This window comes from Nocardioides sp. YIM 152588 (assembly GCF_040191335.1).
Taxonomy (GTDB): Bacteria; Actinomycetota; Actinomycetes; order Propionibacteriales; family Nocardioidaceae; genus Nocardioides.
Genome location: NZ_JBEGDJ010000015.1, coordinates 35,021 through 60,340, shown reverse-complemented (window position 1 = coordinate 60,340; position 25,320 = coordinate 35,021). Strand labels below are relative to the sequence as shown.

General features: G+C 73.5%; 22 protein-coding genes. 11 read left to right on the top strand and 11 right to left on the bottom strand.

The annotated features are described in order from the left end of the window. Positions 1 to 6: 6 nt before the first annotated feature. Both ABLM29_RS09945 and cobT read right to left on the bottom strand, forming a co-directional pair. Complete coding sequence (locus ABLM29_RS09945; protein WP_349713942.1) at positions 7 to 765, bottom strand: adenosylcobinamide-GDP ribazoletransferase; 759 nt, start codon at positions 763 to 765, stop codon at positions 7 to 9. Beyond that, complete coding sequence (cobT, locus tag ABLM29_RS09940; protein WP_349713941.1) at positions 762 to 1,802, bottom strand: nicotinate-nucleotide--dimethylbenzimidazole phosphoribosyltransferase; 1,041 nt, start codon at positions 1,800 to 1,802, stop codon at positions 762 to 764. The genes ABLM29_RS09945 and cobT overlap by 4 nt, the downstream gene beginning before the upstream one ends. Positions 1,803 to 1,840: 38 nt before the next feature. On the opposite strand from cobT, the gene ABLM29_RS09935 reads away from it, so the two are divergent. Then, positions 1,841 to 2,356, top strand: a complete 516-nt coding sequence (locus tag ABLM29_RS09935; protein ID WP_349713940.1) for a 2'-5' RNA ligase family protein — start codon at positions 1,841 to 1,843, stop codon at positions 2,354 to 2,356. Between the two features lie 165 nt (positions 2,357 to 2,521). On the opposite strand, the gene ABLM29_RS09930 is transcribed toward ABLM29_RS09935, so the two are convergent. The 8 genes from ABLM29_RS09930 to ABLM29_RS09895 are packed head-to-tail and all read right to left on the bottom strand — an operon-like array spanning position 2,522 to position 10,094. Further along, positions 2,522 to 4,081 (bottom strand): succinic semialdehyde dehydrogenase, encoded by a 1,560-nt coding sequence (locus ABLM29_RS09930; protein WP_349713939.1) that lies wholly within the window; start codon positions 4,079 to 4,081, stop codon positions 2,522 to 2,524. 6 nt (positions 4,082 to 4,087) lie between these two features. Continuing rightward, complete coding sequence (locus tag ABLM29_RS09925; RefSeq protein ID WP_349713938.1) at positions 4,088 to 4,762, bottom strand: TetR/AcrR family transcriptional regulator; 675 nt, start codon at positions 4,760 to 4,762, stop codon at positions 4,088 to 4,090. After that, the gene (locus ABLM29_RS09920) at positions 4,759 to 5,985 is read right to left on the bottom strand and encodes a thiolase C-terminal domain-containing protein (RefSeq protein WP_349713937.1); all 1,227 of its coding nucleotides are present in this window, start codon (positions 5,983 to 5,985) and stop codon (positions 4,759 to 4,761) included. Before ABLM29_RS09920 ends, ABLM29_RS09925 begins: the two co-directional genes overlap by 4 nt. A gap of 5 nt (positions 5,986 to 5,990) precedes the next feature. Beyond that, entirely contained in the window at positions 5,991 to 6,824 is an 834-nt protein-coding gene (locus tag ABLM29_RS09915) for an enoyl-CoA hydratase-related protein (protein WP_349713936.1), read from the bottom strand. 37 nt (positions 6,825 to 6,861) lie between these two features. Next, a complete protein-coding gene (locus ABLM29_RS09910; protein WP_349713935.1) occupies positions 6,862 to 8,046 on the bottom strand; it encodes a thiolase family protein in 1,185 nt (394 codons plus the stop codon). After that, a complete protein-coding gene (locus ABLM29_RS09905; protein ID WP_349713934.1) occupies positions 8,043 to 9,116 on the bottom strand; it encodes a thiolase family protein in 1,074 nt (357 codons plus the stop codon). The genes ABLM29_RS09910 and ABLM29_RS09905 overlap by 4 nt, the downstream gene beginning before the upstream one ends. Beyond that, positions 9,109 to 9,654, bottom strand: a complete 546-nt coding sequence (locus ABLM29_RS09900; protein WP_349713933.1) for a Zn-ribbon domain-containing OB-fold protein — start codon at positions 9,652 to 9,654, stop codon at positions 9,109 to 9,111. Before ABLM29_RS09900 ends, ABLM29_RS09905 begins: the two co-directional genes overlap by 8 nt. Beyond that, positions 9,651 to 10,094 (bottom strand): Zn-ribbon domain-containing OB-fold protein, encoded by a 444-nt coding sequence (locus ABLM29_RS09895; RefSeq protein WP_349713932.1) that lies wholly within the window; start codon positions 10,092 to 10,094, stop codon positions 9,651 to 9,653. The genes ABLM29_RS09900 and ABLM29_RS09895 overlap by 4 nt, the downstream gene beginning before the upstream one ends. Positions 10,095 to 10,245: 151 nt before the next feature. Between ABLM29_RS09895 and ABLM29_RS09890 the strand changes: the two genes are divergently transcribed. The 6 genes from ABLM29_RS09890 to ABLM29_RS09865 all read left to right on the top strand — a co-directional run bounded on the left by ABLM29_RS09890 (position 10,246) and on the right by ABLM29_RS09865 (position 13,655). After that, positions 10,246 to 10,497 carry a ribbon-helix-helix domain-containing protein gene (locus tag ABLM29_RS09890; RefSeq protein ID WP_349713931.1) on the top strand — a complete coding sequence of 84 codons (252 nt, stop codon included), beginning with the start codon at positions 10,246 to 10,248 and terminating at the stop codon, positions 10,495 to 10,497. Continuing rightward, positions 10,494 to 10,778 (top strand): type II toxin-antitoxin system RelE/ParE family toxin, encoded by a 285-nt coding sequence (locus ABLM29_RS09885; protein WP_349713930.1) that lies wholly within the window; start codon positions 10,494 to 10,496, stop codon positions 10,776 to 10,778. Before ABLM29_RS09890 ends, ABLM29_RS09885 begins: the two co-directional genes overlap by 4 nt. Positions 10,779 to 10,893: 115 nt before the next feature. After that, positions 10,894 to 11,919 (top strand): thiamine pyrophosphate-dependent dehydrogenase E1 component subunit alpha, encoded by a 1,026-nt coding sequence (locus tag ABLM29_RS09880; protein WP_349713929.1) that lies wholly within the window; start codon positions 10,894 to 10,896, stop codon positions 11,917 to 11,919. 10 nt (positions 11,920 to 11,929) lie between these two features. Continuing rightward, positions 11,930 to 12,979, top strand: a complete 1,050-nt coding sequence (locus ABLM29_RS09875) for an alpha-ketoacid dehydrogenase subunit beta (protein ID WP_349713928.1) — start codon at positions 11,930 to 11,932, stop codon at positions 12,977 to 12,979. Further along, complete coding sequence (locus tag ABLM29_RS09870; RefSeq protein ID WP_349713927.1) at positions 12,976 to 13,209, top strand: lipoyl domain-containing protein; 234 nt, start codon at positions 12,976 to 12,978, stop codon at positions 13,207 to 13,209. The genes ABLM29_RS09875 and ABLM29_RS09870 overlap by 4 nt, the downstream gene beginning before the upstream one ends. Before the next feature lie 104 nt (positions 13,210 to 13,313). Next, positions 13,314 to 13,655, top strand: coding sequence for a DUF2200 domain-containing protein (locus ABLM29_RS09865; RefSeq protein ID WP_349713926.1), 342 nt, complete (start codon positions 13,314 to 13,316; stop codon positions 13,653 to 13,655). 10 nt (positions 13,656 to 13,665) lie between these two features. On the opposite strand, the gene ABLM29_RS09860 is transcribed toward ABLM29_RS09865, so the two are convergent. Beyond that, positions 13,666 to 15,096 (bottom strand): phytoene desaturase family protein, encoded by a 1,431-nt coding sequence (locus ABLM29_RS09860; RefSeq protein WP_349713925.1) that lies wholly within the window; start codon positions 15,094 to 15,096, stop codon positions 13,666 to 13,668. 191 nt (positions 15,097 to 15,287) lie between these two features. On the opposite strand from ABLM29_RS09860, the gene ABLM29_RS09855 reads away from it, so the two are divergent. From ABLM29_RS09855 to ABLM29_RS09840, 4 genes are all read left to right on the top strand, one after another. Next, positions 15,288 to 15,956 carry a response regulator transcription factor gene (locus tag ABLM29_RS09855; RefSeq protein WP_349713924.1) on the top strand — a complete coding sequence of 223 codons (669 nt, stop codon included), beginning with the start codon at positions 15,288 to 15,290 and terminating at the stop codon, positions 15,954 to 15,956. Continuing rightward, on the top strand, positions 15,949 to 17,079 hold the full coding sequence (locus ABLM29_RS09850; RefSeq protein WP_349713923.1) for a sensor histidine kinase: 1,131 nt from the start codon (positions 15,949 to 15,951) through the stop codon (positions 17,077 to 17,079). Before ABLM29_RS09855 ends, ABLM29_RS09850 begins: the two co-directional genes overlap by 8 nt. 216 nt (positions 17,080 to 17,295) lie before the next feature. Continuing rightward, positions 17,296 to 23,922 (top strand): SdrD B-like domain-containing protein, encoded by a 6,627-nt coding sequence (locus ABLM29_RS09845; RefSeq protein ID WP_349713922.1) that lies wholly within the window; start codon positions 17,296 to 17,298, stop codon positions 23,920 to 23,922. Positions 23,923 to 23,954: 32 nt separating this feature from the next. Then, positions 23,955 to 25,319, top strand: a complete 1,365-nt coding sequence (locus ABLM29_RS09840) for a multicopper oxidase domain-containing protein (RefSeq protein WP_349713921.1) — start codon at positions 23,955 to 23,957, stop codon at positions 25,317 to 25,319. Position 25,320 lies beyond the last annotated feature (1 nt).

The following is a 25,320-nucleotide window of genomic DNA, read 5'->3' as shown; positions in this document are numbered from 1 at the left end:
CGGGGCTCAGGCAGCGGCGGCGCCGAGCAGCAGCACCGCGAGCGCGAGCTCGATCGCGGCGCCGAACACATCGCCGGTCACCCCGCCGAACCGGCGGACCGCGCGGTGGGTCACCGCCACGACGACGGCCGCAGCGGCCGCCACGGTCACCGGGCCGCGCAGCGGGTCGACGAGCGCCGCCGCCCCGGCCAGCACCAGCCAGCCCAGCGCGGCTGCGGCCACCGGGACCGTGCTGGTGAAGGCGGAGCCGAGCCCGTCCCGGCGCGCCGGCGGCACGGTACGGGCGGTGGTGATCCACAGCGCCGCCCGCGAGGAGCACACCGCGGCGCCGGCCAGGAACGCGTCGGAGGCGTCGCCGACGAGGGCCGCCATCGCAGCGGCCTGGACGCCGAGCACGAGCACCAGCGCGGCCGCGCCCGCCGGCCCGGCCGTGCCGCCCTTCATCACCGCCAGCGACCGCTCCCGGTCGTACGACGCGGTCAACCCGTCCGCAACATCGGAGAGCCCGTCCAGGTGCAGCGCCCGGCTGCCCGTCGCCAGGCCGCCGAGCGCGACGAGCGCCACCGCGAGAGGGGGCAGGCCGAGGGCGTCCCCGGCCACCAGGATCGCGACCGTGAGCGCGCCCAGCGGCGCCACCGCCAGCGGCGCCAGCAGCATCGCCGCGCGGGCCGTCGCCGGGGTCACCGCGGTCACCGGCGGCACCCGGACGGCGGTCAGCGTGCCGGCCGCGAGCAGCAGCCCGCGGCCGAGGTCGGCCGGCCTCACCCGTCCGGCAGCAGCTCGGTCAGCAGGGCGACGTCGCGCAGCAACGCCACCGCCGAGCGGAGCACCGGCACCGCGGCCACGGCGCCGGACCCCTCGCCGAGCCGCAGGCCCAGGTCCAGCAGCGGCTCGAGGCCGAGCTTGGCGAGCGCGAGCGTCTGGGCAGGCTCGGTGGAGCGGTGCCCGGCGGCGTACCAGGCCGCCGCACCGGGGGCGATCCGGTCCGCGGTCAGGGCGCAGGCCACCGACATCAGGCCGTCGAGCAGCACCGGGACGCCGCGCTCGGCGGCCTCCAGCAGGTAGCCGACGGTGGCCGCGAGGTCGGCGCTGGCGAGGGCCGTGAGCGTCTCGACGGCGTCCGTGAGCCGGTAGCCCGCGCGGTCCAGCGCCTGCTGGACGATCGCGGTCTTGCGGTCCAGGGCGGCGTCGTCGACGCCCGTCCCGCGGCCGACCACCTCACTGGCGGGCAGGCCGAGCCCGGCAGCGACCATCGCGGCCGCGGGGGTGGTGTTCCCGATCCCCATGTCGCCGCTGAGCAGCAGCTGCGCTCCGGCGGCGATCTCCTCGGCCGCGACCGCCCGTCCGGTGGCGATCGCCCGCTCGGTCTCCTCGGCGCTCAGGGCGTCCTCGAGGTGGATCGCGCCGCTACCGCGGCGCACCTTGTGGGCGCGGACCTCGGCGGGCACGTCGGCCAGGTCGTCGTCCACGCCGAGGTCGAGCACGCGCACGCTGACCCCGTGCGCGCCGGCCAGCGCCGAGACGCCGGCGCGGCCGGCGACGAAGGTACGGACCATGGCGCCGGTGATCGCCGGGGGATACGCGGAGACGCCGTGGTGTGCCACCCCGTGGTCGCCGGCGAAGATCACCAGCCGCACGTCGTCCAGGGGCGCCGGCGGCACCCGTCCCTGGGTCGCGGCGACCCACACGCCGGCGTCGCCCAGCCGGCCCAGCGCGCCCGCGGGCGTGGCCAGGCCCGCGAGGCGCTCGGTCGCGGCTTCGCGGGTGGCGGGGTCGGGCGGGGCGATCACGGGCGCGGTCATGGGGGCAACCTAGTCGCCGGCCGCTACGGTGCTCGGTCGTGGGTCACTCCGTGCTGGTCGTGCCGGTGCCGGCGCTGGAGCCGTTCGTCAGGTCGCGCTGGGCGCACTACGAGCCGGCCTGGGTCTCGGCGGACCCGGCGTTCACCCACGCGCACGTCACCGCACTGGCGCCGTGGCGCGAGGCGCCCGACCCGCAGGCGCTGGCGACGGTCGCCCGGGTCGCCGCCGCGACGCCCGCCTTCGGGTTCGCCCTCACCGGGGTCGAGGCGTTCCCCGACGGCACCATCCACACCCCGCCCGAGCCGGCCGCGCCGTTCGCGGAGCTCACCGCCCGGCTGTGGGCGGCGTTCCCGGACTGCCCGCCGTACGCGGGGGAGTTCGCGGACGTCGTACCGCACCTCACGCTGGACCGCGCCTCCACCGGGGTCGACGTCGACTCCGTCCGGGTGGGCCTGGGCGCGACCCTTCCGGCGGCCTGCGTGGCCGAGGCGCTGGAGTGGCACTGGTACGACGAGGGCGACTGCCACGTCCGTGCCCGCTGGCCGTTCGCCTGACCGCCGAGCCGGCAGTCGGGGCATGCCGAGCCGGCAGTCGGGGCAGGCCGAACAGGCAGGTGGGGCGCGCCGAACCGGCAGTTGGGCCGTGACAGCCTGCCCCGAGCCCCGGTTCGGCCTGCCCCGAGCCCCGGTTCGGCGTGCCCTGAGCCCCGGTTCGCGCTGCTAGCGGAGGCGGAGGCGGCGCATCCAGGAGAGGGTGGCGAGGGTCCGCTTGGCGTAGGCGGCGTACGGGGTGCCCTCGGGTGGCCCCATCACCTGCTTCTTCAGCGTGGCGACCGTGGTCGGGTAGGTGAATTTCAGCAGGCCCTGGTCGCCGTTGCGCACGCCGAGGCCGGAGGACTTGGCGCCGCCGGAGGGGGCGGACTTGGTCGCGTACCCGAGCGGGGCGCTGTCGTTGATGTTGACGTGGCCGGTCTCGAGCTGCGCGGCGATCGCCATGGCCGCGTCGGGGTCGGTGCTCCAGACGCTGGCGTTGAGGCCGTACTCGCTGTCGTTGGCGAGCCGGACCGCCTCCTCGGCGTCGGAGAACGGGTAGAGCGCGACCACGGGGCCGAAGGTCTCCTCGCGGTGCACCCGCATCCCCTCGGTGACGCCCTCCAGGACGGTCGGCTCGTAGAACGTGGGGCCGAGGTCGGGGCGGGGCCGGCCGCCGACGAGCACCCGCGCGCCCCGCGCCACCGCGTCCTCGACGTGGGCGGCGACCCGCGCCAGGTGCTCGGGGGTGGCCAGGGCGCCCATCTCGGCCTCGAAGTCGTACCGCGCGGCCACGCGCATCCGGCCGACCCGCTCCACGAACCGGTCCCGGAACTCCTCGTAGACGTCGTCCTCGACGTAGATCCGCTCCATGTGCAGGCACAGCTGGCCGGTGTTGCCGAAGACGCCGAGCACCGCGCTGGCCACCACCTCGTCGAGGTCTGCGTCGCGCAGCACGATCATCGGGTTCTTCCCGCCGAGCTCCAGGCAGGAGGGCACCATCCGTTCGCCGGCGCGGGCGGCCACCCGGCGGCCGGTCGCCAGCGAGCCGGTGAACATCACGAAGTCGGCGTGCTCGACGACCGCCGGGCCGGTCACGGGGCCGTCGTCGCAGACCAGCTGCACCAGGTCGCGGGGGAGGCCGGCCTCGTGCAGCAGGCTCAGCGCCAGCGCCGCCGACAGCGGCGTGTGCGGATCCGGCTTGAGCACGACCGCGTTGCCGGCGATCAGCGCCGGGATGGCGTCGCAGAACGCGATCGCGAAGGGGAAGTTCCACGGCGAGATCACCCCGACCACGCCGACGGGGTGGCGCAGCTCGAGCGCCGCCGTCACCCCCGGTACGGCGCCTGCGTGGCGCACCGGGCGCAGGATCCGCTCCGCGTGCCGCAGGTAGTGGCTGGTCAGGATCGGGAGGTCGCACATCTCCTCGAACGCCATCCGCCGGGCCTTGCCGGTCTCGAGCTGGATCACGTCGCTGATCAGGGCGTGCCGCTTGAGCACCAGCCGGTGGAAGCGCCGGAACACGCGGAGCCGGTCCTGGACGGATCGCTCCGCCCAGGCGTGCTGCGCGGCCCGTGCGGCGCCGAAGGCGGCGGCCACGTCGGCGGCACCGGCGCGGGGGACCTGGGCGATCGGCGCCCCGGTGTAGACCTCGACGACGTCGAACGCGTCGCGGGGGTCGCCGCGGAACAGCGCCGCCAGCGGCGTCAGGTCGGGCCGCGGCCGGGAGGGCGGTCGGGGGAGGTGCATCGAGGCTCAGTCCCGGGGTTCCGGGGCGCCGACCACGGGGTCGCTGAGGATGGCGGCGACCAGGTCGTTCAGCTCGGCGACGATCTGGTCGGTCGTCATGGCCGACGTCGAGATCTGCTGCAGGTCGTGGCCGGCGCCGAGGTCGCCGAGGACCGTGAACGTGGTCCGCATGGCGTGACTCAGGCGGAACCGCACCCTCTCCAGGGTCCACTCGGGGTGCAGCCGCGACAGCAGGTCGGTGAAGGTGAGCGCCTGGGCGCGGAAGCCGTCGATCAGCACCGAGATGGACGGGTGCCCGGTGGCCATGATCCCGGAGACCATCCGTACCCAGTGCGGGCCGTCGTGCAGCGCCATGTGGGCGACCGGCTCGACGAACGCCCGGGCGAGCGAGGGCGCGTCCAGCGCGCCGGGCTCCGCCAGCCCGTCGAGCAGGACGGCGCGGCGGGCCGAGACCTCGCCGGCGCGTTCCCGGATCAGGGCGGCGACGAGTGCGTCCTTGGAGCCGAAGTGGTAGTGCACCGACGCCACGTTGGTGCCCGCGGCGGCCATCACGGACCGCAGGGAGACGGCGTCGATGCCGCGCTCGGCGAACAGCTGCTCGGCGGCGAGCAGGATGCGCCGCTCGGTGGGCAGGCCGGACTCGACACCGGTCACCGGGCTGGGCGTGGCCTCCGCGCTCATCGGGGACCACCGTAGACCGTGACGACGCAGGCCCCGCCCAGCCCGAGATTGTGGGCGAGCCCCACCTCGGCACCGGCGACCTGCCGGCCCTCGGCGTCGCCGCGCAGCTGCCAGGTGAGCTCGGCGCACTGGGCCAGCCCGGTGGCGCCGAGGGGGTGGCCCTTCGAGATCAGCCCGCCCGACGGGTTGACCACCCACGTGCCGCCGTAGGTCGTCGCGCCGTCGGTGACCAGCGGGCCGGACTCGCCGGGCTTGCAGAGCCCGAGCGCCTCGTAGGTGATCAGCTCGTTGACGGTGAAGCAGTCGTGCAGCTCCATCACGTCGACCTCGTCGATGCCGATCCCGGCGCAGGCCAGCGCCCTCCTGCCGGCCTCCTCCGTCATCGGCGACCCGACCACGTCGATCATCGACCCGTGGGCGAAGGTGTCCCGGGTGTCGGTGACCAGCGACTGCCCGAGCACCCGCACGGCCCGGTCGGTCAGGCCGTGGGCCTCGGCGAACCGTGCGCTGGCGACGACCGCGGCCGCCGCGCCGTCGGACATCGGGGAGCACTGGGACCGGGTCAGCGGCGGGTGCACGGGGCGGTCCGCCAGGACCTGCTCGAGCGTGTAGGCCTCGGTGAACTGGGCGTTGGGGTTGGCCGTGGAGTGGCCGTGGTTCTTCACGGCGACCGCTGCCAGCTGCTCGTCGGTGGTGCCGTAGCGCTGCCGGTGCTCCAGGGCGGCGTTGGCGAAGAACTGCGCCGTCAGCGGCGTCTCCGCGATGCCGTGCGCCGACCACATCGCCTCCAGGTGGTGGTCCAGCGTGCTGGCGGCGAGGCGGCCCGGGACCTCCGGCGGGGTCGCGGCCATCGCGGCCCGCGTCATCTGCTCGAACCCCACGGCCAGTACGACGTCCGCCAGGCCCGCCGCGACCCACTCCACGGCGAGGGCCAGCGCCGTGGAGCCGGTCGCGCAGTTGTTGGTGACGTTGACCACCGGGATGCCGGTCAGCCCGATGTCGTAGAGCACCCGCTGGCCGGCGGTCGAGGGCGCGAAGACGAAGCCGGCGGCGGCGCGCTGCACGGCGTCGTACCCGATGCCGGCGTCGGCGAGCGCGTCGCGGACCGCCGCGCCGGCCATCTTCGGATAGCACCACGGCTCGGTCTCGATCCGGGTGAACCGGGTCATCCCGACCCCGATCACGCAGGGCGTGCGATCGCCGGCGCTGGTTGATGTGGCCATCTCCGTCACCGTCCCTCGAACCTCGGTTGGCGCTTCTCCCGGAACGCGCTGATGCCCTCGCGGGCGTCGGCGGAGGCGATCACCTCGGTGACCAGCCGCCGCTCGACGGCGCGGGCGGTCTCCTCGTCCAGCCACCCGCTCTGCAGCACGGCGGCCTTGGCGTTGCGGACCGCGAGCGGGCCGTTGGCGGCGACCCGGTCGGCGATGTCGAGCGCCCTCTCCATCGCCTGGCCGTCCTCGACGAGGTGGCCGACCAGGCCGAAGTGGTAGGCCTCGGCGGCCGTCAGCGGGTCTCCGGTCAGGATCATCTCCATCGCCTTGGTGTAGGGGATCTGCCGCTTGAGGCGGACCGTGGAGCCGGCGCCGGCGATCAGCCCGAGCTGGGCCTCGGGAAGCCCGAAGACGGCGCTGCGCTCGGCGACCCGGATGTCGGTCTGCTGGAGCATCTCGCAGCCGCCGCCGAGGCAGGCGCCGTTGACGGCGGCGACGAGGGGCTTGGTGAGCGACCGGCTGAGCAGCAGTGCCTCGGTGACCAGGCTGCGTCCCGGGGTCGCCTTCGCCGCGTCGCCTGCGGGCAGCTCGGCGGCGGCGCCGGGGGAGCCGTCGCGGCGGGAGCCGGGGACGCGGACCATCCAGCCGTCGCTCAGGTCGCCGCCGACGGAGTAGGTCGAGCCGGCGCCGGTGAGGATGGCGACCCGGATCCGGTCGTCGCCGTCGATCTCGTCCCAGGCGGCCTGGAACCCGTCCAGCATCGCCAGGCTGAGCGCGTTCCTGCGCTCGGGCCGGTTCATGGTCAGTACGGCGGTGTGCCCGTCGCGCTCGAAGAGCAGGTCCGTCACGGTGTCTCCCTCATTCGACTGCTCCCGGCTCGGTCGCTCATGGCTTCTCGACCCCCACGACCCAGAGCGCGTGGAACTGCGAGGCCCCGCCCATCGCGTGGCCGACCGTGCGCCGCGCTCCGGCGACCTGGTGCTCGCCGGCCAGCCCCCGCACCTGCTGCGCGGCCTCCGCGAACCGGACCAGGCCGGTGGCGCCGGTGGGGTTGCCGGAGAGCACGCCGCCGGACGGGTTGACCGGGAGGTCGCCGCCGAAGGCGGTGGCGCCGGAGTCGACCATCCGCCAGCCCGCGCCGGCCTCGGCGAGGCCGATGTTCTCCAACCAGATCGGCTCGTACCAGCTGAACGGGATGTAGAGCTCGGCCGCGTCGAGCTCGTCGGCCGGCCGGGTGATCCCCGCCTGGGCGAACGCGTCGGCGGCGCACTCGGCGCCGGCCCGCGGGTTCACCTCGTCCCGGCCGGCGAAGTGCCCGGTCTCGGTGCGCCAGGACATCCCGTGCACCCACGCCGGCGGGCGCCCGGTGGCGGCCGAGATGCGCTCCGCCTCGGCCTCGCCGGTGACCACGATCGCGGCCGAGCCGTCGGAGGTCGGGCACGACTCGAGGAACCGCACCGGGTCCCAGAGCATCGGGGAGTCGCGCACCTTCTCCACGGTGATGTCGGGCATCTGCACGTGGGCCAGCGGGTTGCGGGTGGCGTTGAGCCGGTGGTTGACGGCGACCTGCCAGCCGATGTGCTCGGGGGCCCCGGAGCGGTGGATGTACTCGCGGATCACGGGGGAGAAGTGGCCGCCGGCGCCCGCGCCGAGCGAGACGTGGAAGGGCAGCGGCCGCGACAGGGCCCAGGTGAAGTTGCCCTCCGACTCCTTGCTGTAGGCGACCACGAGCACCCGCTCGGCCAGGCCGGCCTGCACCAGGTGTGCGGCGTAGATCGCGGCGTGGCCGCCGACGCTGCCCCCGGTGAAGACCCGCGTCACGGGGAGGTTCCGGGCGCCCATCGCGTCGGCCAGGTAGAGCTCGGGCTGCATCACGCCGTCGAAGAGGTCCGGCGTCTTGGAGAGCACGATCGCGTCGACGTCGCGGAACGTCAGGCCCGCGTCGTCCAGCGCGCCGGCGACCGACTCGCGCACCAACCCGGCGATCGAGGTCTCGCGCCGCTTGGCCTGCCGACTCTGGCCGACCCCCACCACGGCGACCCTGGGCTGTCCGGCCGCGCGGCCGCTCATCCGTCCCCCTCCAGCAGGCTGACCATGTTGTGCTGCAGGGCCGGGCCGGAGGTGGCGTGCGCGAGGGCACGGTCCGCCTCACCCGACCGGATCCTCGCCGCGGCCTCGCCGATCCGGATCAGCCCGGTGGCGGTGGTCGGGTTGCCGGCCAGCGGCCCACCCGACGGATTCAGTACGACGTCGCGGCCCAGCCCCAGCGCGTCGGCGAGCAGGGGCTCGGCGTGGCTGTACTCGGTGTGCAGCTCGGCGACGTCGACCTCGGACGCGGCGAAGCCCGCCATCGCGGACGCGCGGCCGGCGGCGAGCTCGACGGTCTCCAGCCGGGTGAGGTCCCGCGACCCCGGGTAGTGCGTGTCCATCCGGTGGTCCATCGCGCGGATCCACGCCGGTCGCTCGGCGAGCTCGCGGGCCCGGTCCCCGGTGGCGAGGACCAGCACCGCGGCGGCGTCCCCGAGCGGCGCGACGTCGTGCTCGCGCAGCGGAGAGGCGACGTACGGGGCGGTGAGGAGGTCGAAGACGTCGTACCTGCCGCTGCGCTGGGCGTGCGGGTTGGCCTCGGCGTCGGCGAGGCTGCGCGCCACGGTCGCGGCCAGGTCCGCCTCGCCGATCGCGCCGGCGGCGAGCAGCGCCTGGGCCTGGAGGCCGGCGAGGGCGTGCCGGTGCGGGCGCAGGGGGCTGAGGTAGTAGGGGTCCAGCATGGTGTGGCTGACCTGGTCGGCGTCGCGGGCCAGCGACCCGCGGCCGATCCCGTAGACCAGGGCGATGTCGCCCTCGCCGAGCTGGAGCCAGGACCACGCCTCGTTCACCGCCCAGGCGGCGTCCATCTCCACGTGCGACTCCGAGATCGGGGGCCAGGCGCCGACGGCGTCGAGGGACTCGATGTAGGCGAAGGTGCGGCCCTCGTGGAAGTCGTGGCTGCCCGAGCAGTGGAAGTCGATCTCGCCGCGGTCGACGCCGGCCTCGGCGACCGCGGCGGCGATCACCGGCGCCAGGATGTCCGCCATGTCGTCGCGCCGGTTGGCGGCGAGGCAGTCGGACTGGGCGAACGCGACCACGCCGACCTCACGCATCGGCACCCCCCGGAGCGGCCTCGGCGGGAACCACCTCGGCGGGCAGCGGGGCCCGCAGCGCGGGGTCGGTCGGCCGGAAGTAGCGGACGCTCGCCAGGGACGGCTCCCACTCCGCCCGCGGCGCCCACACCGGCTCCACCGCCATCCCGACCGTGACGTCGGCGGGCTCGACCTCCATGATCCGGTGCATCAGCCGGTTCCCGGTGCCGTCGAGGTTGAGGTGGCCGACGACGTACGGCGGCGTGAAGAGCTGCCCCGGGAACGGCAGGTTGACGATGCAGAAGGTGCTGACGGTGCCGGTGCCGGGTATCTCGCTCGGCGGCAGCAGCCCGGTCAGGCAGCGCGCGCACTGCTCCGGGGCGGGGAAGTAGACCTGGCCGCAGCCGGGACACTCCCGGGCCAGGAACCGGCCCTCGGCCATCCCGCGCAGGTATGTCGACCGGCCGACCCCGGCGACGTAGGTGTAGTCGACGCGGAACGGCGCCGCGATGGTCGCGACCGGCTCGGGGAGGTCGGCGGCCACGAGTGCGCGGCTCATCGCTCCTCCGGCTCGAAGCAGGCGATGTCGCGGATCGAGCCGACGCGCTCGTCCGCCCACCGGGCCCGCACCCGCAGGCCGGCCCGCAGCGGCGTGGGGTCGCCGCCGGTGTCGACGGCGTGGAACAGGTTCGTGTCCGCGCCGTCGATCCGGATCAGCGCCCACGCGAACGGGCGGTCGACCGGGTCGCCGACGCGCGGCTGGACCCAGGTGTGGGTGACCACCGTGCCGCGCGCCTCCAGCTCGACGAACTCCCCGACCGCCTCGGCGGTCACCGGGTCGAACTCCGCAGCCGGGCACAGGATCCGCTCCTCGGACCCCCGGACCCCGAGGAGCCGACCCTGGCGGAGCCCGCCGAGGAACACCCCGATGGTGGGTCCCACGGTGCGTTCGAACCCGAACTCGGTGGTGTACGGCGCCGACAGGCTCTCGGTGCTCATGCCCTGGAATCTATCAGGTGATTGAAGCGGGTGATAGAGGCGAACTCGGGGTGCTCCGCCGGAGCTCCGCGACGGGGCGGACGGGCGGTCGCGACACTCCGGCGAACGGCCGCGCGACGGTATGATTCGTACCCGACCGGAGGTGGCCGACGTGACGGTGCACAAGGTGGCAGTGACGCTGCCGGAGGAGCTCTACCAGCTCGTGGAACGCGCCCGGGCGCTGGAGCACCGCACCAGGTCCGAGGTCATCCAGGAGGCGCTGCGCAGCCACTTCGCCGACGGCGTCCACGTCCCGCGCCCGGAGGAGCTGCCGCTGCTGATGGCGGGGCTGCACGAGGCCGACGGCGGGGACGAGTGCTGCGCGTGGGGAGACGTGCGGCGGATGCTGAGGTCGGGACGATGAGCGTCCGGCTCACCCGGCTGGCGATCGCGGACCTGGAGGAGGCCGTCGCGTACGTCGACGCCGCGGCCGGGACGGGCGACGAGCTGCTGGACGAGGTGGATCCGGCGATGGAGCGCCTGGAGCTGTTCCCGCACGGGGCGCCGCCCGTCGACGGCGTACCGGGGGTGCGGCGCGCGGCGCTGCCGAAGTTCCCGTTCGGCATCTACTACCGCGCCGAGGGTGACGAGCTCACCGTGCTGCGCGTGCTCCGCGGACGCAGCGGGGGCCCGCAGCCCGAGTGAGTCCGGGAGGGTCGCTTCCGCGGGGGCCGGCGCGCTCGGGCCCTTGGACCCTGTCTCTAGAGTGATCGGCGTCACATCCTGGGGTGGTTCGTCACCGACAGAGGGGATTCCGCTCATGACGACCACCACCGGTGCCAGCGTCGACGCCGGGTCATCGACGCAGCCAGCGCTGCAGCCCGAGCTGCGCCGCGCGCTCTACGAGACGATGGTCCTGTCCAGGACCTACGAGGAGGCCATCCTCCGCGAGTACCACGCGGACAAGGGGCCCGGGTTCGACATCGGCAAGGGCCTGGTGCCGGGGGAGATGCACCTCTCCGCCGGTCAGGAGCCGGTCGCCGCGGGGATCTGCGCGCCACTCACGACCGACGACGCGGTCACCGCCACGCACCGCCCCCACCACCTGGCGATCGCGCACGGCGTGGACCTGCGCGCGATGACCGCGGAGATCTTCGGCCGCGCCACCGGCCTGGGCCACGGCCGCGGCGGGCACATGCACCTGTTCGACCCGCAGACCCACTTCTCCTGCTCCGGGATCATCGCCGAGGGCTACCCGCCGGCGCTGGGCCAGGCGTTCGCGTTCCGCCGCGCGGGGACGGACCGGGTCGCGGTCGCCGTCACCGGCGAGGGCGCGGCCAACCAGGGCGCCTTCCACGAGTCGCTCAACCTGGCGGCCCGCTGGCGACTCCCGGTCGTCTTCGTCGTCGAGGACAACGACTGGGCGATCTCGGTGCCGCGCGACGCGGCGACGGCCATCGCCTCGAACGCCGACCGCGCCGCGGCCTACGGGATCCCCGGCGAGCGGGTCGGCAACGACGTCGAGGCCGTCTACGCGGCCGCCTCGCGTGCCGTCGCGCGGGCGCGTGCCGGCGACGGGCCGTCGCTGATCGAGGTGCACACCGTCCGGCTGTGGGGCCACTTCGAGGGGGACGCGCAGGGATACCGCGACGATCTCGAGTCGGCCGCCGAACGCGATCCGATCCCGGCCTACGAAGCCACCCTGCTCGCCGACGGGGTGCTCGACGACGCCGCGGTGGCCGCCGTGCGCGAGGAGGCGTCCGCGCTGGTCGAGGAGGCCGTCGCCTACGCCAAGGAGAGCCCGATCCCCGACCCGGCCACCGCCACGGCGTACGCCTTCGCGTGAGGAGAGAACGATGACACTGACCAACCAGGAGCTTCCGGCCGGACCCGAGACCCGCCGGATCAGCACCAGCAAGGCGATGGTGGAGGCGCTCGCCCAGGTGATGGAGAGCGACGAGCGGGTCTTCTACATGGGCGAGGACGTCGGCGCGTACGGCGGCATCTTCTCGTCCACGACCGGCCTGCTCGACCGGTTCGGGCCGGACCGGATCATCGACACGCCGATCTCCGAGACCGCCTTCATCGGCCTCGGCATCGGCGCCGCGGTCGAGGGCCTGCGGCCGGTCGTCGAGCTGATGTTCGCCGACTTCATGGGGGTGTGCCTCGACCAGATCTACAACCACATGGCGAAGATCCACTTCGAGTCCGGTGGCAATGTGAAGGTGCCGATGGTGCTGACCATGGCGGCCGGCGGCGGGTACTCCGACGGGGCGCAGCACTCCCAGTGCCTGTGGGGCACGTTCGCGCACCTGCCGGGCATGAAGGTGGTGGTGCCCAGCTCGCCCGCCGACGCCAAGGGCCTGATGACGGCGGCGATCCGGGACGACAACCCGGTGGTCTACGTCTTCCACAAGGGCGTCATGGGCCTGCCCTGGATGGCGAAGAACGAGCGCGCGATCGACGAGGTCCCGGTGGGGGAGCACGTGGTCCCGATCGGCGTCGCCAACGTGGTGCGCGCGGGCGACGACGTCAGCGTGGTCACCATCTCGCGGTCGGTGCACCATGCGCTCGACGTCGCCGACCGGCTGGCGGGTGAGGGGATCGGCGTCGAGGTGGTCGACCTCCGCTCGCTGGTGCCGTTGGACCGGCAGGCCGTCCTGTCGACGGTCGCCAAGACCGGCCGCCTCGTCGTGGTCGACGAGGACTACCTCTCCTTCGGGATGTCCGGCGAGGTCGTCGCGTCCGTGACGGACGTCGACCCGTCGCTGTTCTCCGCGCCACCCGTCCGGGTCGCGGTGCCGGACGTCCCGATCCCGTACGCCCACGCCCTCGAGCAGGCGGTGCTGCCGGGGTCGGAGCGGATCGAGGCGGCGGTGCGCCGGGTGCTGGGACTCACCGGGTGAGCGACGTCCTCTTCCCGGAGCTGTCCAAGGAGGAGCCGGGGGCGGTCGGCGTGGTCGCCACCTGGTTCCTCCGGGACGGCGATCGGGTGCGCGTCGACGACGTGATCGCCGAGGTCCAGGTCGACAAGGTCGCCGCGGACGTGGTGGCGACGTCGGCGGGCACGATCCGCCTGGTCGTCGAGGAGGGCGCCGAGGTGCGGCAGGGCGCGGTGATCGCCACGATCGGGTGAGCGGGCCCGCCCGTCCTCCGGCCCGGGTCGTGTGCCCGAGGCATCGCCCTGCCGGGGCGTGGGGCACACGACCCCGGCCCGGCGCGGGCGCCTAGGATCGGGGCGTGAGCCGCATCTTCGACGTCAGCTTCGCCTCGGTCTACCCCCACTACGTGAACAAGGTCGAGCGCAAGGGCCGGACGGTCGAGGAGCTGCACGAGGTGATCCGGTGGCTGACCGGCTTCGACGAGGAGACGTTCCGCAAGCACCTCGACGCCGAGACCACGTTCCGGGACTTCTTCGCGGCCGCCGACCTCAACCCGAACGTCTCACTGATCACCGGGAAGGTCTGCGGGATCCGGGTGGAGGAGGTCGAGGACCCGCTGATGCAGCAGATCCGCTACCTCGACAAGCTCGTCGACGAGCTCGCCAAGGGACGGCCGATGGAGAAGGTGCTGCGCGCCTGAACCGGGCCGCCTACAGCCGCGCCAGCGCCGCCTCGGCGGCGTGGAAGCCGGCCATCCCGTGCACGCCGCCGCCCGGCGGGGTCGCCGCGGAGCACAGGTAGACCCCCGGCACCCCGAGCGCGTACGGCGTGAGCGTGGCCCGCGGGCGCAGCGCGATCTGCCGCGCGGTGTTGGCCCCCGCGCCGATGTCGCCGCCGACGTAGTTGGGGTTCCCCGCCTCCAGCGCGGCCGGTCCGCGGGCGGCGACCGCCACGACCCGGTCCCGGAATCCGGGCGCGAAGCGCTCGACCTGCGCGAGGAGTGCCTCGGTGGCGTCGCCGCGGTAGCCGTTCGGCACGTGGGCGTAGGCGTAGACGGGGTGGACGTCGCCGTGGGAGCGGCCGGGGTCGGCGAGGTACTGCTGGCCCAGCAGCACGAAGGGGCGCTCGGGCATCTCGCCACGCGCCGTCGCGGCCTCCGCGCGGACGATCTCCGTCGACGTACCGCCCACGTGCACGACGCCGGCGCGGCGGCAGTCGTCGTTGCGCCACGGGATGCCGCCCTCGACGGCGAGGTCGACCTTGAACGCCGCCGGCCCGTACTCGTAGCGGGTCAGCGCCCGGCGGACCCGGGGCGGCAGGCGGTCGCCCACGATCTCCAGCACGCCGGCCGGGGCGGTGTCGAGCACGACCACGTCCGGGTCGCGGGGCAGCCCCGCGGGCTCGCGGACCGCGGCCAGCGAGGTGACCCGGTGACCGGTGACCACCCGCCCGCCGTGCGCGGCGAGCTCGGCGAGCAGCGCCCGCGTCAGCGACTCGGTGCCGCCCTCCACCACCGGCCACCCCACCGCCCGCGCGGCGGCCGCGAGCACGAGGCCGACCGAGCCGCTGAGCGGGGTGTCCAGCCGTCCGAACGCGTGGGCCGCGGCGCCGGTGAACAGCGCCCGGGCGGGCTCGTCCCCGAACCGCCGGACGATCCGGGTGGCCGGCTGCAGCGCCGTCAGGCCGAACCGCCCCAGGGCGACCGGGTGCCGGGGTGCCCGGAGCACCGGGCCGAGCACGGCCGGGGCGAGGCGCTCGAAGTCGTCGGCCGACCGGCCGACGAGGCGCCGCCAGCGCGCCGCGTCGGCGCCGAGCGACCGGTCCGTCGCGTCGGTGTCCCGGCCGGCGACGCCCGCGCGGCCGTCGTCGAGCGGGTGGGCGAGGTCCACCTCGGGCCAGCGCCAGCGCAGGCCGTGGCGCTCGAGCCGGAGCGCGCGGAGGTAGGGGGAGGCGACGCCGAACGGCAGGAACGCCGCGCACTCGTCGTGCAGCACCCCGGGGACGGTGAGCTCGCCGCTCCGGGTGCCGCCGCCGGGGCGTTCGTGCGCCTCGACCACGGTGACGTCCAACCCCGCGTGGGCGAGCCGGATGGCGGCGGTCAGCCCGTTCGGTCCGCTCCCGATCACGACGGCGCTGGGCATCGCCCCTCCTCCCGGTCCGGGGCGGCCGCTCGGTTCCGCCGGCCCGCGCCGACCCTACCGGCGGCGGCGCGCGTCGGCGGCTATACCGGCGCCGGTGGCGACCCGTTGATCCTCGGCCCCGCAATCCACCGATTTTGAGTATGCGTTCCGCGTGACGGGCCTGTTGGACTACAGGGAAGGGGGCAGGGGCAATGGCGCAGATTCTGGTGATCGATGACGAACCGGAGGTCGTTCGCTTCGTCGAACGCGCCCTGGTCGGCGACGGGCACGACGTGGCGACGGCGTACGACGGGGCCGTCGGCCTCGGGCTCGCGCTCAACGAGCCACCGGACCTGGTGGTCCTCGACCTGGTGATGCCGGGGGTCGACGGTCGGAAGGTGCTCCGGGCGCTGCACGGCGCCCGGCCCGACGTGGGCGTGCTGGTGCTCTCGGCGGAGTCGGACGTCGGCGCGCGGGTCGAGGTGCTCGAGGCCGGCGCCGTGGACTTCCTGGGCAAGCCGTTCGCGATCCGGGAGCTGCTGGCCCGGGTGCGCGCGAGGATCGCTGCCTCCACCCACGGGGTGGGGCACGACGACGTGCTGAGGGTGGGGCAGGTCGTCCTGGACCTGCAGACCCGGGAGCTGCGCATCGACGGCCGCGCGATGGCGCTGCCCGAGCGCGAGTTCCTGCTGATGCGCTACCTGATGCGGCGCGCGGACCGGGTCTGCTCGCGGGAGGAGCTCCTCGCCGAGGTCTGGGGCTACGCCTTCGACCCGGCGACCAACGTCGTGGACGTGTGCGTGGCGCGCCTGCGGCACCGGCTGCGCAGCGACGTGATCAGGACGGTCCGCAATGTCGGCTACCAGCTTCAGAGTGGCTGACGGCCGGGCTCCGACCCGGCCGGCCCACGACCCGGCCGCGAGCCCGGTCGGCACCGGGCGCTTCGCCCGGGCGGGCGCCCGGACGACGGTCGGGATCGCCATCGACGCGGCGCTCGCCGTGTTCGTCACGGCCTGCCTGGTGCTGATGTGGGCCTATCCGGAGCCGGCGACGATCCCGTACCACCTGATCTTCGTCAGCATCATGCTGGTCTACGGCTTCCGGATCTGGCCGGTGCCCGCGACCCTCGCCGTCGTCGGCGTCCTCACCGTCATCACCGGGCTGCTGATGGTCGACGCCTACGAGGAGGGCGTGATCGACCTCGCGGAGCTGTCGGAGATCCCGCTGATGCCGGCGCTGCTGGTCACGATGATGTGGCACGCCCGGCGCCGGGCCGCCGCGCACCGGGAGCTGGAGCGGATGTCGACCGTCCAGCGGGACATGCTCGAGCGCGAGCGCAGCTTCTTCCGCGACACCAGCCACGCCATCCGCACCCCGGTCACCATCGCGCGCGGCCACCTCGAGCTGGCCTCCGGCAACGCGCTGGTGCCGACGGTCCGCGAGGACCTGGAGACCACGCTGCGCCAGCTCGACCGGATGTCGGTGCTGTCCAACCGGCTGCTGGCGCTGGCGCAGATCGACGCGGGTGAGGTGCTGCCCGCCCAGCGCGTGGACCTCGCCGACTTCGTCGGTGAGGTGGGCGCCAACTGGTCCGCGGAGCCGGGCCGGAGCTGGGCGGTCGACGTGGACACGGACACGGACGCGGTCGTCGACGCCGACCCGGTCTGGCTGGCCCTGGCCGTCGACGCCCTGGTCGAGAACGCGGTGCACCACACCGCCGACCACGGCTGCATCGAGATCCGGGGCACCGCGTCGAAGACCACCTGCTCGATCGTCGTGGCCGACGACGGAGCCGGGATCGCCCCGGCCGACCTGGAGCACGTCTTCCACCGCTTCTGGCACCGCCGCCCGCCCAACGGGCCGATGGGGAGCGGGCTCGGCCTCTCCATGGCGCGGGCCACCGCTCGCGCGTGGGGCGGCGACGTCCGTGCCTCCAACCGGCCGACCGGCGGCGCCGTGCTCGAGCTGGTGCTGCCGCGCTCCGACGCCGAGCCCCTCGTCTGACGCAGGGACCGCCTGGCCCCGGCGGCCCCGCCGGCCTGGTTGCCCCGACGGCCCGCGGCGGTCCTGCGCGCCGGCGCGCCGCCGACTGCCGTCATCTCGCCAGCGCGGGTCGATGACCGCTAGATGACGGCGGCGTCATGAACCGCCTCGCGGGGCGACGGCGGGCGCAGCGTGGTCCCGAACGGCCGACATCCGGGCGCGCGAAAGGTGAGGCAGATGCGCGGTTTGCGGAGCACCCCGACGATCGTCTCGACGATCCTGGCGACGGTGGTGGGGGCGTTCGCCTCGGTCGCCGTCGTCGCCGTCAGTACCGGGCCCGCCGTGGCCGCACCGACGAACGACCTGGGCATCGCGGTCGTCAGCGCGCGCACCGAGCCGCGGGCGTTCGGCGGCGCCGGCGTCAGCGCGGGCGACGCCGTCGACCAGTTCAAGTGGATGATCAACGTCGACAACACCGGCACCACCGACCAGCGCAGCCCGCAGGCGGGCACCGGCTGCTCGACCGCCGACGCCGGCTACCCGGGCTCCTGCGACTGGCCGTCGATCGGCGAGATCCGGGAGTCCAGCCCGATCTACGCCCACGGCGACGAGACCGACCTGACCGGCGGCAGCACGCTCACCCTGCCCGACGGGCGCTACCTGATCTCGGTCCTCGCCGACGGCTACAAGATCGACGGCGCGCACTTCACGGTGCCGCTGCCGGACACCGACCCGCTGCAGGTCGAGCTCCAGCCCAACCCGCTGCCGGACTCCACGCTGCGCGCGCAGGTCTTCTCCGACACCGCGCCGACCAACGGCACCCTCGACGTCGGCGACGCCCCGCTCGCCGGGTTCCAGGGCCACGTCGCCGACACGCTCGGGGAGCTGACCACCGACGTCTACGGCAACGCCCTCTGCACGACGTACGTCGGCGAGGACCCCGACACCCACGAGATCCCGCTCGCCGACCTCGACGCCGACATGCTCCCGGTCGTGGACGTCGAGGGCGGCACCTGCCTGAGCGACGCGGACGGCCTGCTCACGATCCCGCACCTCGGCCCGAACCGGTACGCGCTCTCCGTGACGCCACCGGACAGCGAGACCTGGATCCAGACCACCACGCTCGAGGGCAACCACGACTGGGACACGTGGCTGATGGAGGGCGCCACCGGCTACGACACCGAGTTCGTGGTCGCCGGTGAGCAGGTGCCCCAGCCGATCTTCGGCTTCGCGCCGCCGATCAAGAACGGCCAGCCGCTGGACGGCGCCGCGAGCGGCCACATCACCGGCACGGTCGTCGGGATCAACAGCTACACGCCCCCCAAGGGCGGGTCGTACAACTACTTCGGCGGCAACACGGGCACCAAGATCAAGCACCCGATCGACCGCCCGTGGCTGTCGCTGGCCGACCTCAACGGCGGCGACCAGGCCGTCTGGGTCGGGCGGGGCAACGCGAACGGCAGCTTCGACATCTCCGGCGTCCCCGACGGCGACTACTCGCTGAGCTGGTGGGACCAGCCCCAGGACTACAACCTCAACCTGATCAACGTCTCGATCCGCGACGGCGCGACCGAGAACATGGGCAACATCCCGCTCAACGGCTGGTGGACCGAGTACGAGGGCTACGTCTTCAACGACACCAACCGCAACGGGGTCAAGGACCCGGGCGAGAACGGGATCCCCAACTTCGCGCTGACGCTGCGCAAGCCGGACAACTCCCTGCTGGACCGCGGGCAGAACACCGCGACCACGGACGCGAACGGCCACTACTGGTTCGAGGCCGCCTACCCCCTCGGCTCCTGGATCGTGATGGAGGCCTACAACGACCTCTTCTACACCACCGGCGTCACGTACCAGGCCGACAACCAGCCGCAGCAGAAGACCATCAAGGGCGCCGGCGTCGACCTCAGCGTGATGCCGATCATCGGACTGGGCGGCCGGATCGACTGGGGTGTCCACGCCTACGACCCGACCGGCGCCGGCGGGGTCGACCCGCGCAACGGCGGCATCGTAGGCACCGTCAGCTACGACACGACCCGCAACGAGACGGACCCGCAGTACGCCGCCGCGGAGGACTGGCAGCCGAGCGTCCCGAACATCCCCGTCGAGCTGTACACGCCGGTCGACTGCGGCACCACCCCCGACGCCCCGTGCGACGAGACCGGCTTCTACGAGCTGGACGCCGACGGCTCCTACAAGACCGGTGACCTGATCAACACCTACCTCACCGAGACCTGGCAGCGCCCGACCGGCTGCACCGCTCGCGACGTCGACGGCAACCCCCTGGTGCACGGCGTCGACGAGAAGGTGCTCGCCACCGACCAGGAGACCACCGGCGAGTGCATCTCCAGCTTCATGCAGGGCATCCAGACCGGGGCCTATCCCACCGACCAGGGCACCGCGGACGCCAACTTCGGCGCCTCCGTCGACGGCAACTACGGGTTCGGGGACGGCTGCTTCGACGGCACGCTCGACGCCACCGACCCGAGCGACCCCGTCTGCGACGGCGGCTCGTTCACCGCCCTGCCGGCCGGGGACTACCTGGTCCGGCTGGCGATCCCGGACGACGCCTCCGGCGACCCGCGCTACCAGGCCACCGGCGAGGAGGACATCAACATCGGCAACGGCGACCAGATCATCCCGCAGGTCCCGCCGCCGGCCTGCGCCGGACCGCTGCACACGGTCGACGTCGCCGGGGTGGGGACCGACGGCTACCCCGAGGTGGTGGGTGACGGGACCGACGTGCCGCTCGGCGTGACCGTGCCGGCCTCCACCCCGGTCGACAACCCGACCTTCGCGGGCATCGACGGGTCGCCGTTCGAGGGCCTGCCCGAGCCGCGCTGCGAGACGAAGTTCGTCGAGCTGAACAACGGCAAGTCGATCGCGCCGACGTTCAACATCTTCACCGACGTCCCGATCCCGAGCCGGCTGCGCGGCCTGATCGTCGACGACATCAACTTCTCGGCCGACCCGCGCTCGGTGATGTACGGCGAGAAGGCGGGCGTGCCGTTCACCCCGGTCGGCATCTACGACTACCAGAACCGGCTGGTCCAGACGCTCGAGAGCGACTTCAACGGCGTCTACGACGTGCTGCTGCCGTCGACGAACCACATCAGCTGCCCGACCCCGTCCGGCATGTGCGCGAACATGTACCGCTTCGTCGCCAACGACCCGGGCGTCCCGGGCCGGCTGAACCCGAACTGGAACCCGCGCTACCGCACCATCGCCACCGAGTTCGAGGCGCTGCCCGGCGTGGAGATCCCGACCGACCTGGCGCCGACCCAGGTGGGTCTCAAGGTCGAGTCCCCGAGCACCGGCCAGTCGATCGCGGTCGGCTGCCCCCAGCCGGGCTCGACGCCGCAGCTGTTCGCGGTCTCCCAGCCGTACGTCGACGGCTCCGGCTCGTTCTCGATCGAGGGCACCGGGTTCGGCGGCACCGCGGGGACCGTGACCCTGGACGGGACCGAGGTGCCCACCTCCGGGTGGACGAGCACCCACATCGACGTGACGGTGCCCGCCGGCACGCCGGTCGGTCCGCACCAGCTGCGGATCACCGGCAGCAACGGCGCCCACACCGTGAACGGGCTGACCTTCCACGTGCTCGGCGCCGGCTACAGCCCGACCGTCCGCGAGGTCGGGCCCGGCCACACCTACGCGACGATCCAGGCCGCGCTCGACGCCGCCCACACGGCCAGCGCCGACGACCTGGTCGTCGTCTACCCGGGTCAGCCCGACCTGTCGAACCCGCGCAACAACCCCCGGGGCGCCTACTACGAGAACCTGATCATGGCGTCGCCGGTGAAGCTGCAGGGCGTCGGGCCGGGCGGCTTCCAGGGCTCGACCTTCGTGCCCGGGTCGATCATCGACGCCAGCGCCTTCGGCGGCGACACCCAGCTCGCGACGGACTGGTACACCGCGATCGGCGGGCTCCAGTGGGACGGCAACCAGGCCGTCAGCGACGGCGAGGCCGTCTACGTCCTGGCCTCGGAGAACGCCACCACGGCCGCGGGCCGGGCGCGCCAGTTCACCAGCGGCTACAAGGCGGCCATCGACGGCTTCGACATCCGCGGCGGTGACCAGCAGGGCTTCCCGGGCAACATCAACGACCTGACGGGTGGGCCCACCGGGCTGCCGCCGGGCATCGTCACCCAGGGCGGGGCGATCTTCGCCAACGCCTACGCCCGCTACCTGCAGATCACGAACAACGTGGTCGACAACAACGGGGGCGCCTACGGCACCATCCGGCTCGGCACGCCGGACCTGGCGGCCCCCGACACCAACCAGCACAACGAGAACATCACCATCGCCGACAACCGCATCATCGCCAACGCGGGCACCAACCTCGCGGGCGGGATCGGGGTCTTCGCCGGCGCCGACAACTACGACATCGCCCGCAACGACATCTGCGGCAACTTCTCCCTCGAGTACGGCGGCGGCGTCAGCGTCTACGGCCGCAGCCCCGGCGGCCGCATCCACCACAACCGGATCTACCTCAACGAGTCCAACGACGAGGGCGGCGGCATCATGATCGCCGGCCAGCTCCCGGCCAACCCGGACGACCTGTCCCCGGGCAGCGGTCCGGTGGACATCTACGCCAACACGATCCAGGCCAACCTGGCCAACGACGACGGCGGCGGCATCCGGTTCCTGATGGCCGGCGGCGCCGGTGGGACCGACGAGATGAACGTCGTGAACAACACGATCGCCAACAACGTCTCCACCCACGAGGGCGGCGGTGTGGCCCTCGACGACGCACCCAACGTCCGCATCGTCAACAACACGATCATGAAGAACCTGACGACCGCGACCGCCGTCACCTCCGACGGCCAGCCGGTGGCCGCGGGCGTCTCCTCGACGAGCAACAGCGACCAGCTCCAGGCGACGCTGCCGGGCGGTGCGCCCTCCTTCAGCGACCCGACCCTGTTCAACAACGTCTTCTGGGACAACCGGGCCGGCACCCGGGCGGGCACGTCGGTGACCGGCATCGGGCTGACCGGCGACCCGAGCCCGGTCGACCACTGGGACGTCGGCGTCGCCGGCGGCACCGGGCAGCTCTCGCCGACGAGCTCGATCGTCCAGCAGGACAGCGCCGAGCACCCGTACACGACCAGCCCGAGCAACAGCGGGGCCAACCCGAGCGTGGTGGACCCCTACGACCTGTCCGTCTCGTTCGCGACGTGGCGCCAGAACCCGGCGTTCGTGGACGCCACGCTGGTCACGCTCGACCTGCCGCCCGAGCAGATGGGCGACTACCACCTCTCCGGCTGCCCGGCGTCGCCCGCCTGCAACCTCGGCGCGGCCAGCAGCGGTGGCGTCGACGCGCCCGCGACCGACATCGACGACGAGTCGCGTCCGGCGCTCGGCGGGTTCGACGCCGGGTCCGACGAGGTCGGCGGCGACGTGACGCCGCCCCCGGCCTCGGGCGACCTGTACTTCTCGACGATCGGCAACGTGAGCGTCCCGGGCGTGGGCGGGACGCCGGACGACGCCGACGTCTACACCTGGGACGGCACCGCGTTCGCCCGGGACCTCGACCTCTCGGCGGCGCCCTACAGCCTGCCCGGGGCGGCCGACCTCGACGGCTTCGGGCGGGTCGACGACACCCACTTCTTCGCCAGCTTCCGGTCCAACATCAGCGTCCCGGGGCTGGGCACGGTCGCCGACGAGGACGTCGTCTACTGGGACGACGGCACCTGGACGCCGTACTTCGACGGCTCGGCCCACGGCCTCGGCCAGTCCGGCCAGGACGTGGAGGCGATCAACTTCCAGGCGGGTGTCCTCTACTTCTCGACGAGCCTGAACATCAACCCGGACGGCGTCGGCGGGACGCCCGACGACTCCGACCTCTACGCCTGGGACGGCGACACGGTCACCCGGGCCTGGGACGCCACCGCGAACGGTGTGCCGGCCTCGGCCGACGTCGACGGGGTGGTCCGGATCGACGACTCGCACCTCTACGTCTCCTTCGCCGCGGCGAGCACGACGCTCCCCGGGGTCGGCACGATCCAGGACGAGGACGTCGTGGCTTGGGACGGCGCCGGGTGGTCGATGTTCTTCGACGGCACGGCGGCCGGTCTCACCGCCGGCGGGCTGGACCTCGACGCGATCTCGTTCGCGGCCAGCTCCGACGCGGCGCCGCCGCCCCCGCCGCCCCCGCCGCCGGGCGACATCAACCTCTACCTGTCCACGGTGGGCAACGCCAACCCGCCCGGAGTGGGCGGCGCGGCCGACGACGCCGACGTCCACGGCTGGGACGGCAACTACTTCACCCGCGAGCTCGACCTGAGCGCGGCGCCGTACGGCCTGCCGGCCGGGGCCGACACGGACGGCTTCTCCTGGCTCGACGGCACGCAGTTCTACGCCTCCTTCGCCGGCAACACGAACGTGCCGGGGCTGGGCACGGTCCAGGACGAGGACGTCGTCCTCTGGAACGGCAGCGCGTGGTCGGTGAGCTTCGACGGCACCAGCCACGGGCTCGGGCAGACCGGTCAGGACGTCGACGCCGTGAGCGTCGTCGGCGGCGTCCTCTACTTCTCCACGGTCCAGAACACCAACCCCGCGGGCGTCGGCGGCGCGCCGGACGACTCCGACATCTACAGCTGGGACGGCAGCACGATGGCGCGGGTCTGGGACGCCAGCGCCAACGGCGTCCCGGGCGGCGCGGACGTGGACGGCCTCGACCTGGTCGACCCGAGCCACTTCTACCTCTCGTTCTGGGCCAACGCCTCGCTGCCACAGGTCGGGACCACCCAGGACGAGGACGTCGTCGAGGTCGACGGCGGCACCTGGTCGACGTACTTCGACGGCACCGCCCACGGGCTGACCACCTTCGCTCTCGACGTCGATGCCCTCGACGTCCCCTGACCCGCGGCACACGGAAGGAAGCGAGTGACGCCATGACCAGTTCGACACCCGGTGCGGGCGGCGGCCCCGGCCCGATCGCCGCAGCGGCCGCGGTCGACCGCCGCAGGTTCCTCAAGCTCGCCGGCGGGGCGGCGATGGCGACCGGCGCGGTCGCCTGGGCCGGCGGATGGCTCAACCCGGAGCCCGCGCGGTCGGCGCCGGGGGACCCGGACCTGTACTGGGGCGGCACCGACGGCTGGATCTACCTGCCGCCGACGCCCGCGATCGCGCCGTTCCACCCGGACTCGCTGGCCCCCGCGCCGCTGACCACCTACATCTTCGGGTTCCGCAACCTGACCGGGATGACGGCGCAGCAGCGCAACAACCAGAAGTACAAGGCGCAGCACTCGGCGCCGCTCTTCTGGGTGCCGCAGTTCGACCCGGACAACCCGCGGGACTTCACGGTCACGCTGACCAACCTCGGCCTCCAGCTGCGCCCGGACCTCTTCGACGCCCACACCCTGCACTGGCACGGCTTCCGCAACGTGATCCCGTTCTTCGACGGCGAGCCCAGCGGCTCGATCTCGGTGCCGGCCGGCCGCGAGTTCACCTACGTCTACCGGCCCCGCGACCCGGGCACGTACATGTACCACTGCCACGTCGAGGACGTGGAGCACGTGCACATGGGCATGACCGGGCTGGTCTTCGTCCGGCCGCTCCAGGACGGGCAGAACATCGGCGGCTTCACCAGGTTCCTCTACAACGACGGCGACGGCTCGACCGGGTTCGACCGCGAGTACGCGATGTTCCTCTCCGAGGTCTGGGCGGAGGCCCACTGGGCCGACGCGCACATCCAGCTGCCCGAGTGGTCGGACTACCGCGCGGACTTCGCCCTGCTCAACGGCCGCGTCTACCCGGACACGATCGCGCCCAACGGATCGATCGACCCGTTCAACCCGGTCACCGACGCGAACGGCGACCTGATCGCGCCGGACGGGCACCCCGAGCTGAAGTTCCAGCCGAACTCGTCGCTGGTCACCTGCAAGGCGGGGGAGCGGGTGGCGCTGCGGTTCTCCAACCTCGGCTTCCGCGAGTCGGCGATGACCACGACCGGCATCCCGCTGACCGTCGTCGGCCGCGACGCGACGCCGATGCGCGGCCGGGACGGCACCGACACCTCCTACGTCACCGAGACGATCAACATCGGGCCCGGCGAGAGCTACGACGTCCTGTTCACCGCGCCCGACCACTCGGGCGGCACGGGGCCGGACACGTACCTGCTCTACAACCGCAGCTACGCGCGATCGACCAACCTCGCGCCGGACGGCTACGGGGGCCAGACCACCGAGATCCACGTGTATCCCGCCGGCAGCACCGCGATCGGCGCGCAGGCCTACCCGAACGACTGGGGGATGTGAC

Coding starts and splice junctions, on each gene's coding strand:
- ABLM29_RS09930 (WP_349713939.1), bottom strand. CDS start 4,081: ATGCACCTCCCCCGACCGCCCTCCCGGCCGCGGCCCGACCTGACGCCG.
- ABLM29_RS09910 (WP_349713935.1), bottom strand. CDS start 8,046: ATGAGCGGCCGCGCGGCCGGACAGCCCAGGGTCGCCGTGGTGGGGGTC.
- ABLM29_RS09840 (WP_349713921.1), top strand. CDS start 23,955: ATGACCAGTTCGACACCCGGTGCGGGCGGCGGCCCCGGCCCGATCGCC.
- cobT (WP_349713941.1), bottom strand. CDS start 1,802: ATGACCGCGCCCGTGATCGCCCCGCCCGACCCCGCCACCCGCGAAGCC.
- ABLM29_RS09900 (WP_349713933.1), bottom strand. CDS start 9,654: ATGAGCCGCGCACTCGTGGCCGCCGACCTCCCCGAGCCGGTCGCGACC.
- ABLM29_RS09895 (WP_349713932.1), bottom strand. CDS start 10,094: ATGAGCACCGAGAGCCTGTCGGCGCCGTACACCACCGAGTTCGGGTTC.
- ABLM29_RS09925 (WP_349713938.1), bottom strand. CDS start 4,762: ATGAGCGCGGAGGCCACGCCCAGCCCGGTGACCGGTGTCGAGTCCGGC.
- ABLM29_RS09875 (WP_349713928.1), top strand. CDS start 11,930: ATGACACTGACCAACCAGGAGCTTCCGGCCGGACCCGAGACCCGCCGG.
- ABLM29_RS09845 (WP_349713922.1), top strand. CDS start 17,296: ATGCGCGGTTTGCGGAGCACCCCGACGATCGTCTCGACGATCCTGGCG.
- ABLM29_RS09920 (WP_349713937.1), bottom strand. CDS start 5,985: ATGGCCACATCAACCAGCGCCGGCGATCGCACGCCCTGCGTGATCGGG.
- ABLM29_RS09855 (WP_349713924.1), top strand. CDS start 15,288: ATGGCGCAGATTCTGGTGATCGATGACGAACCGGAGGTCGTTCGCTTC.
- ABLM29_RS09905 (WP_349713934.1), bottom strand. CDS start 9,116: ATGCGTGAGGTCGGCGTGGTCGCGTTCGCCCAGTCCGACTGCCTCGCC.
- ABLM29_RS09860 (WP_349713925.1), bottom strand. CDS start 15,096: ATGCCCAGCGCCGTCGTGATCGGGAGCGGACCGAACGGGCTGACCGCC.
- ABLM29_RS09880 (WP_349713929.1), top strand. CDS start 10,894: ATGACGACCACCACCGGTGCCAGCGTCGACGCCGGGTCATCGACGCAG.
- ABLM29_RS09885 (WP_349713930.1), top strand. CDS start 10,494: ATGAGCGTCCGGCTCACCCGGCTGGCGATCGCGGACCTGGAGGAGGCC.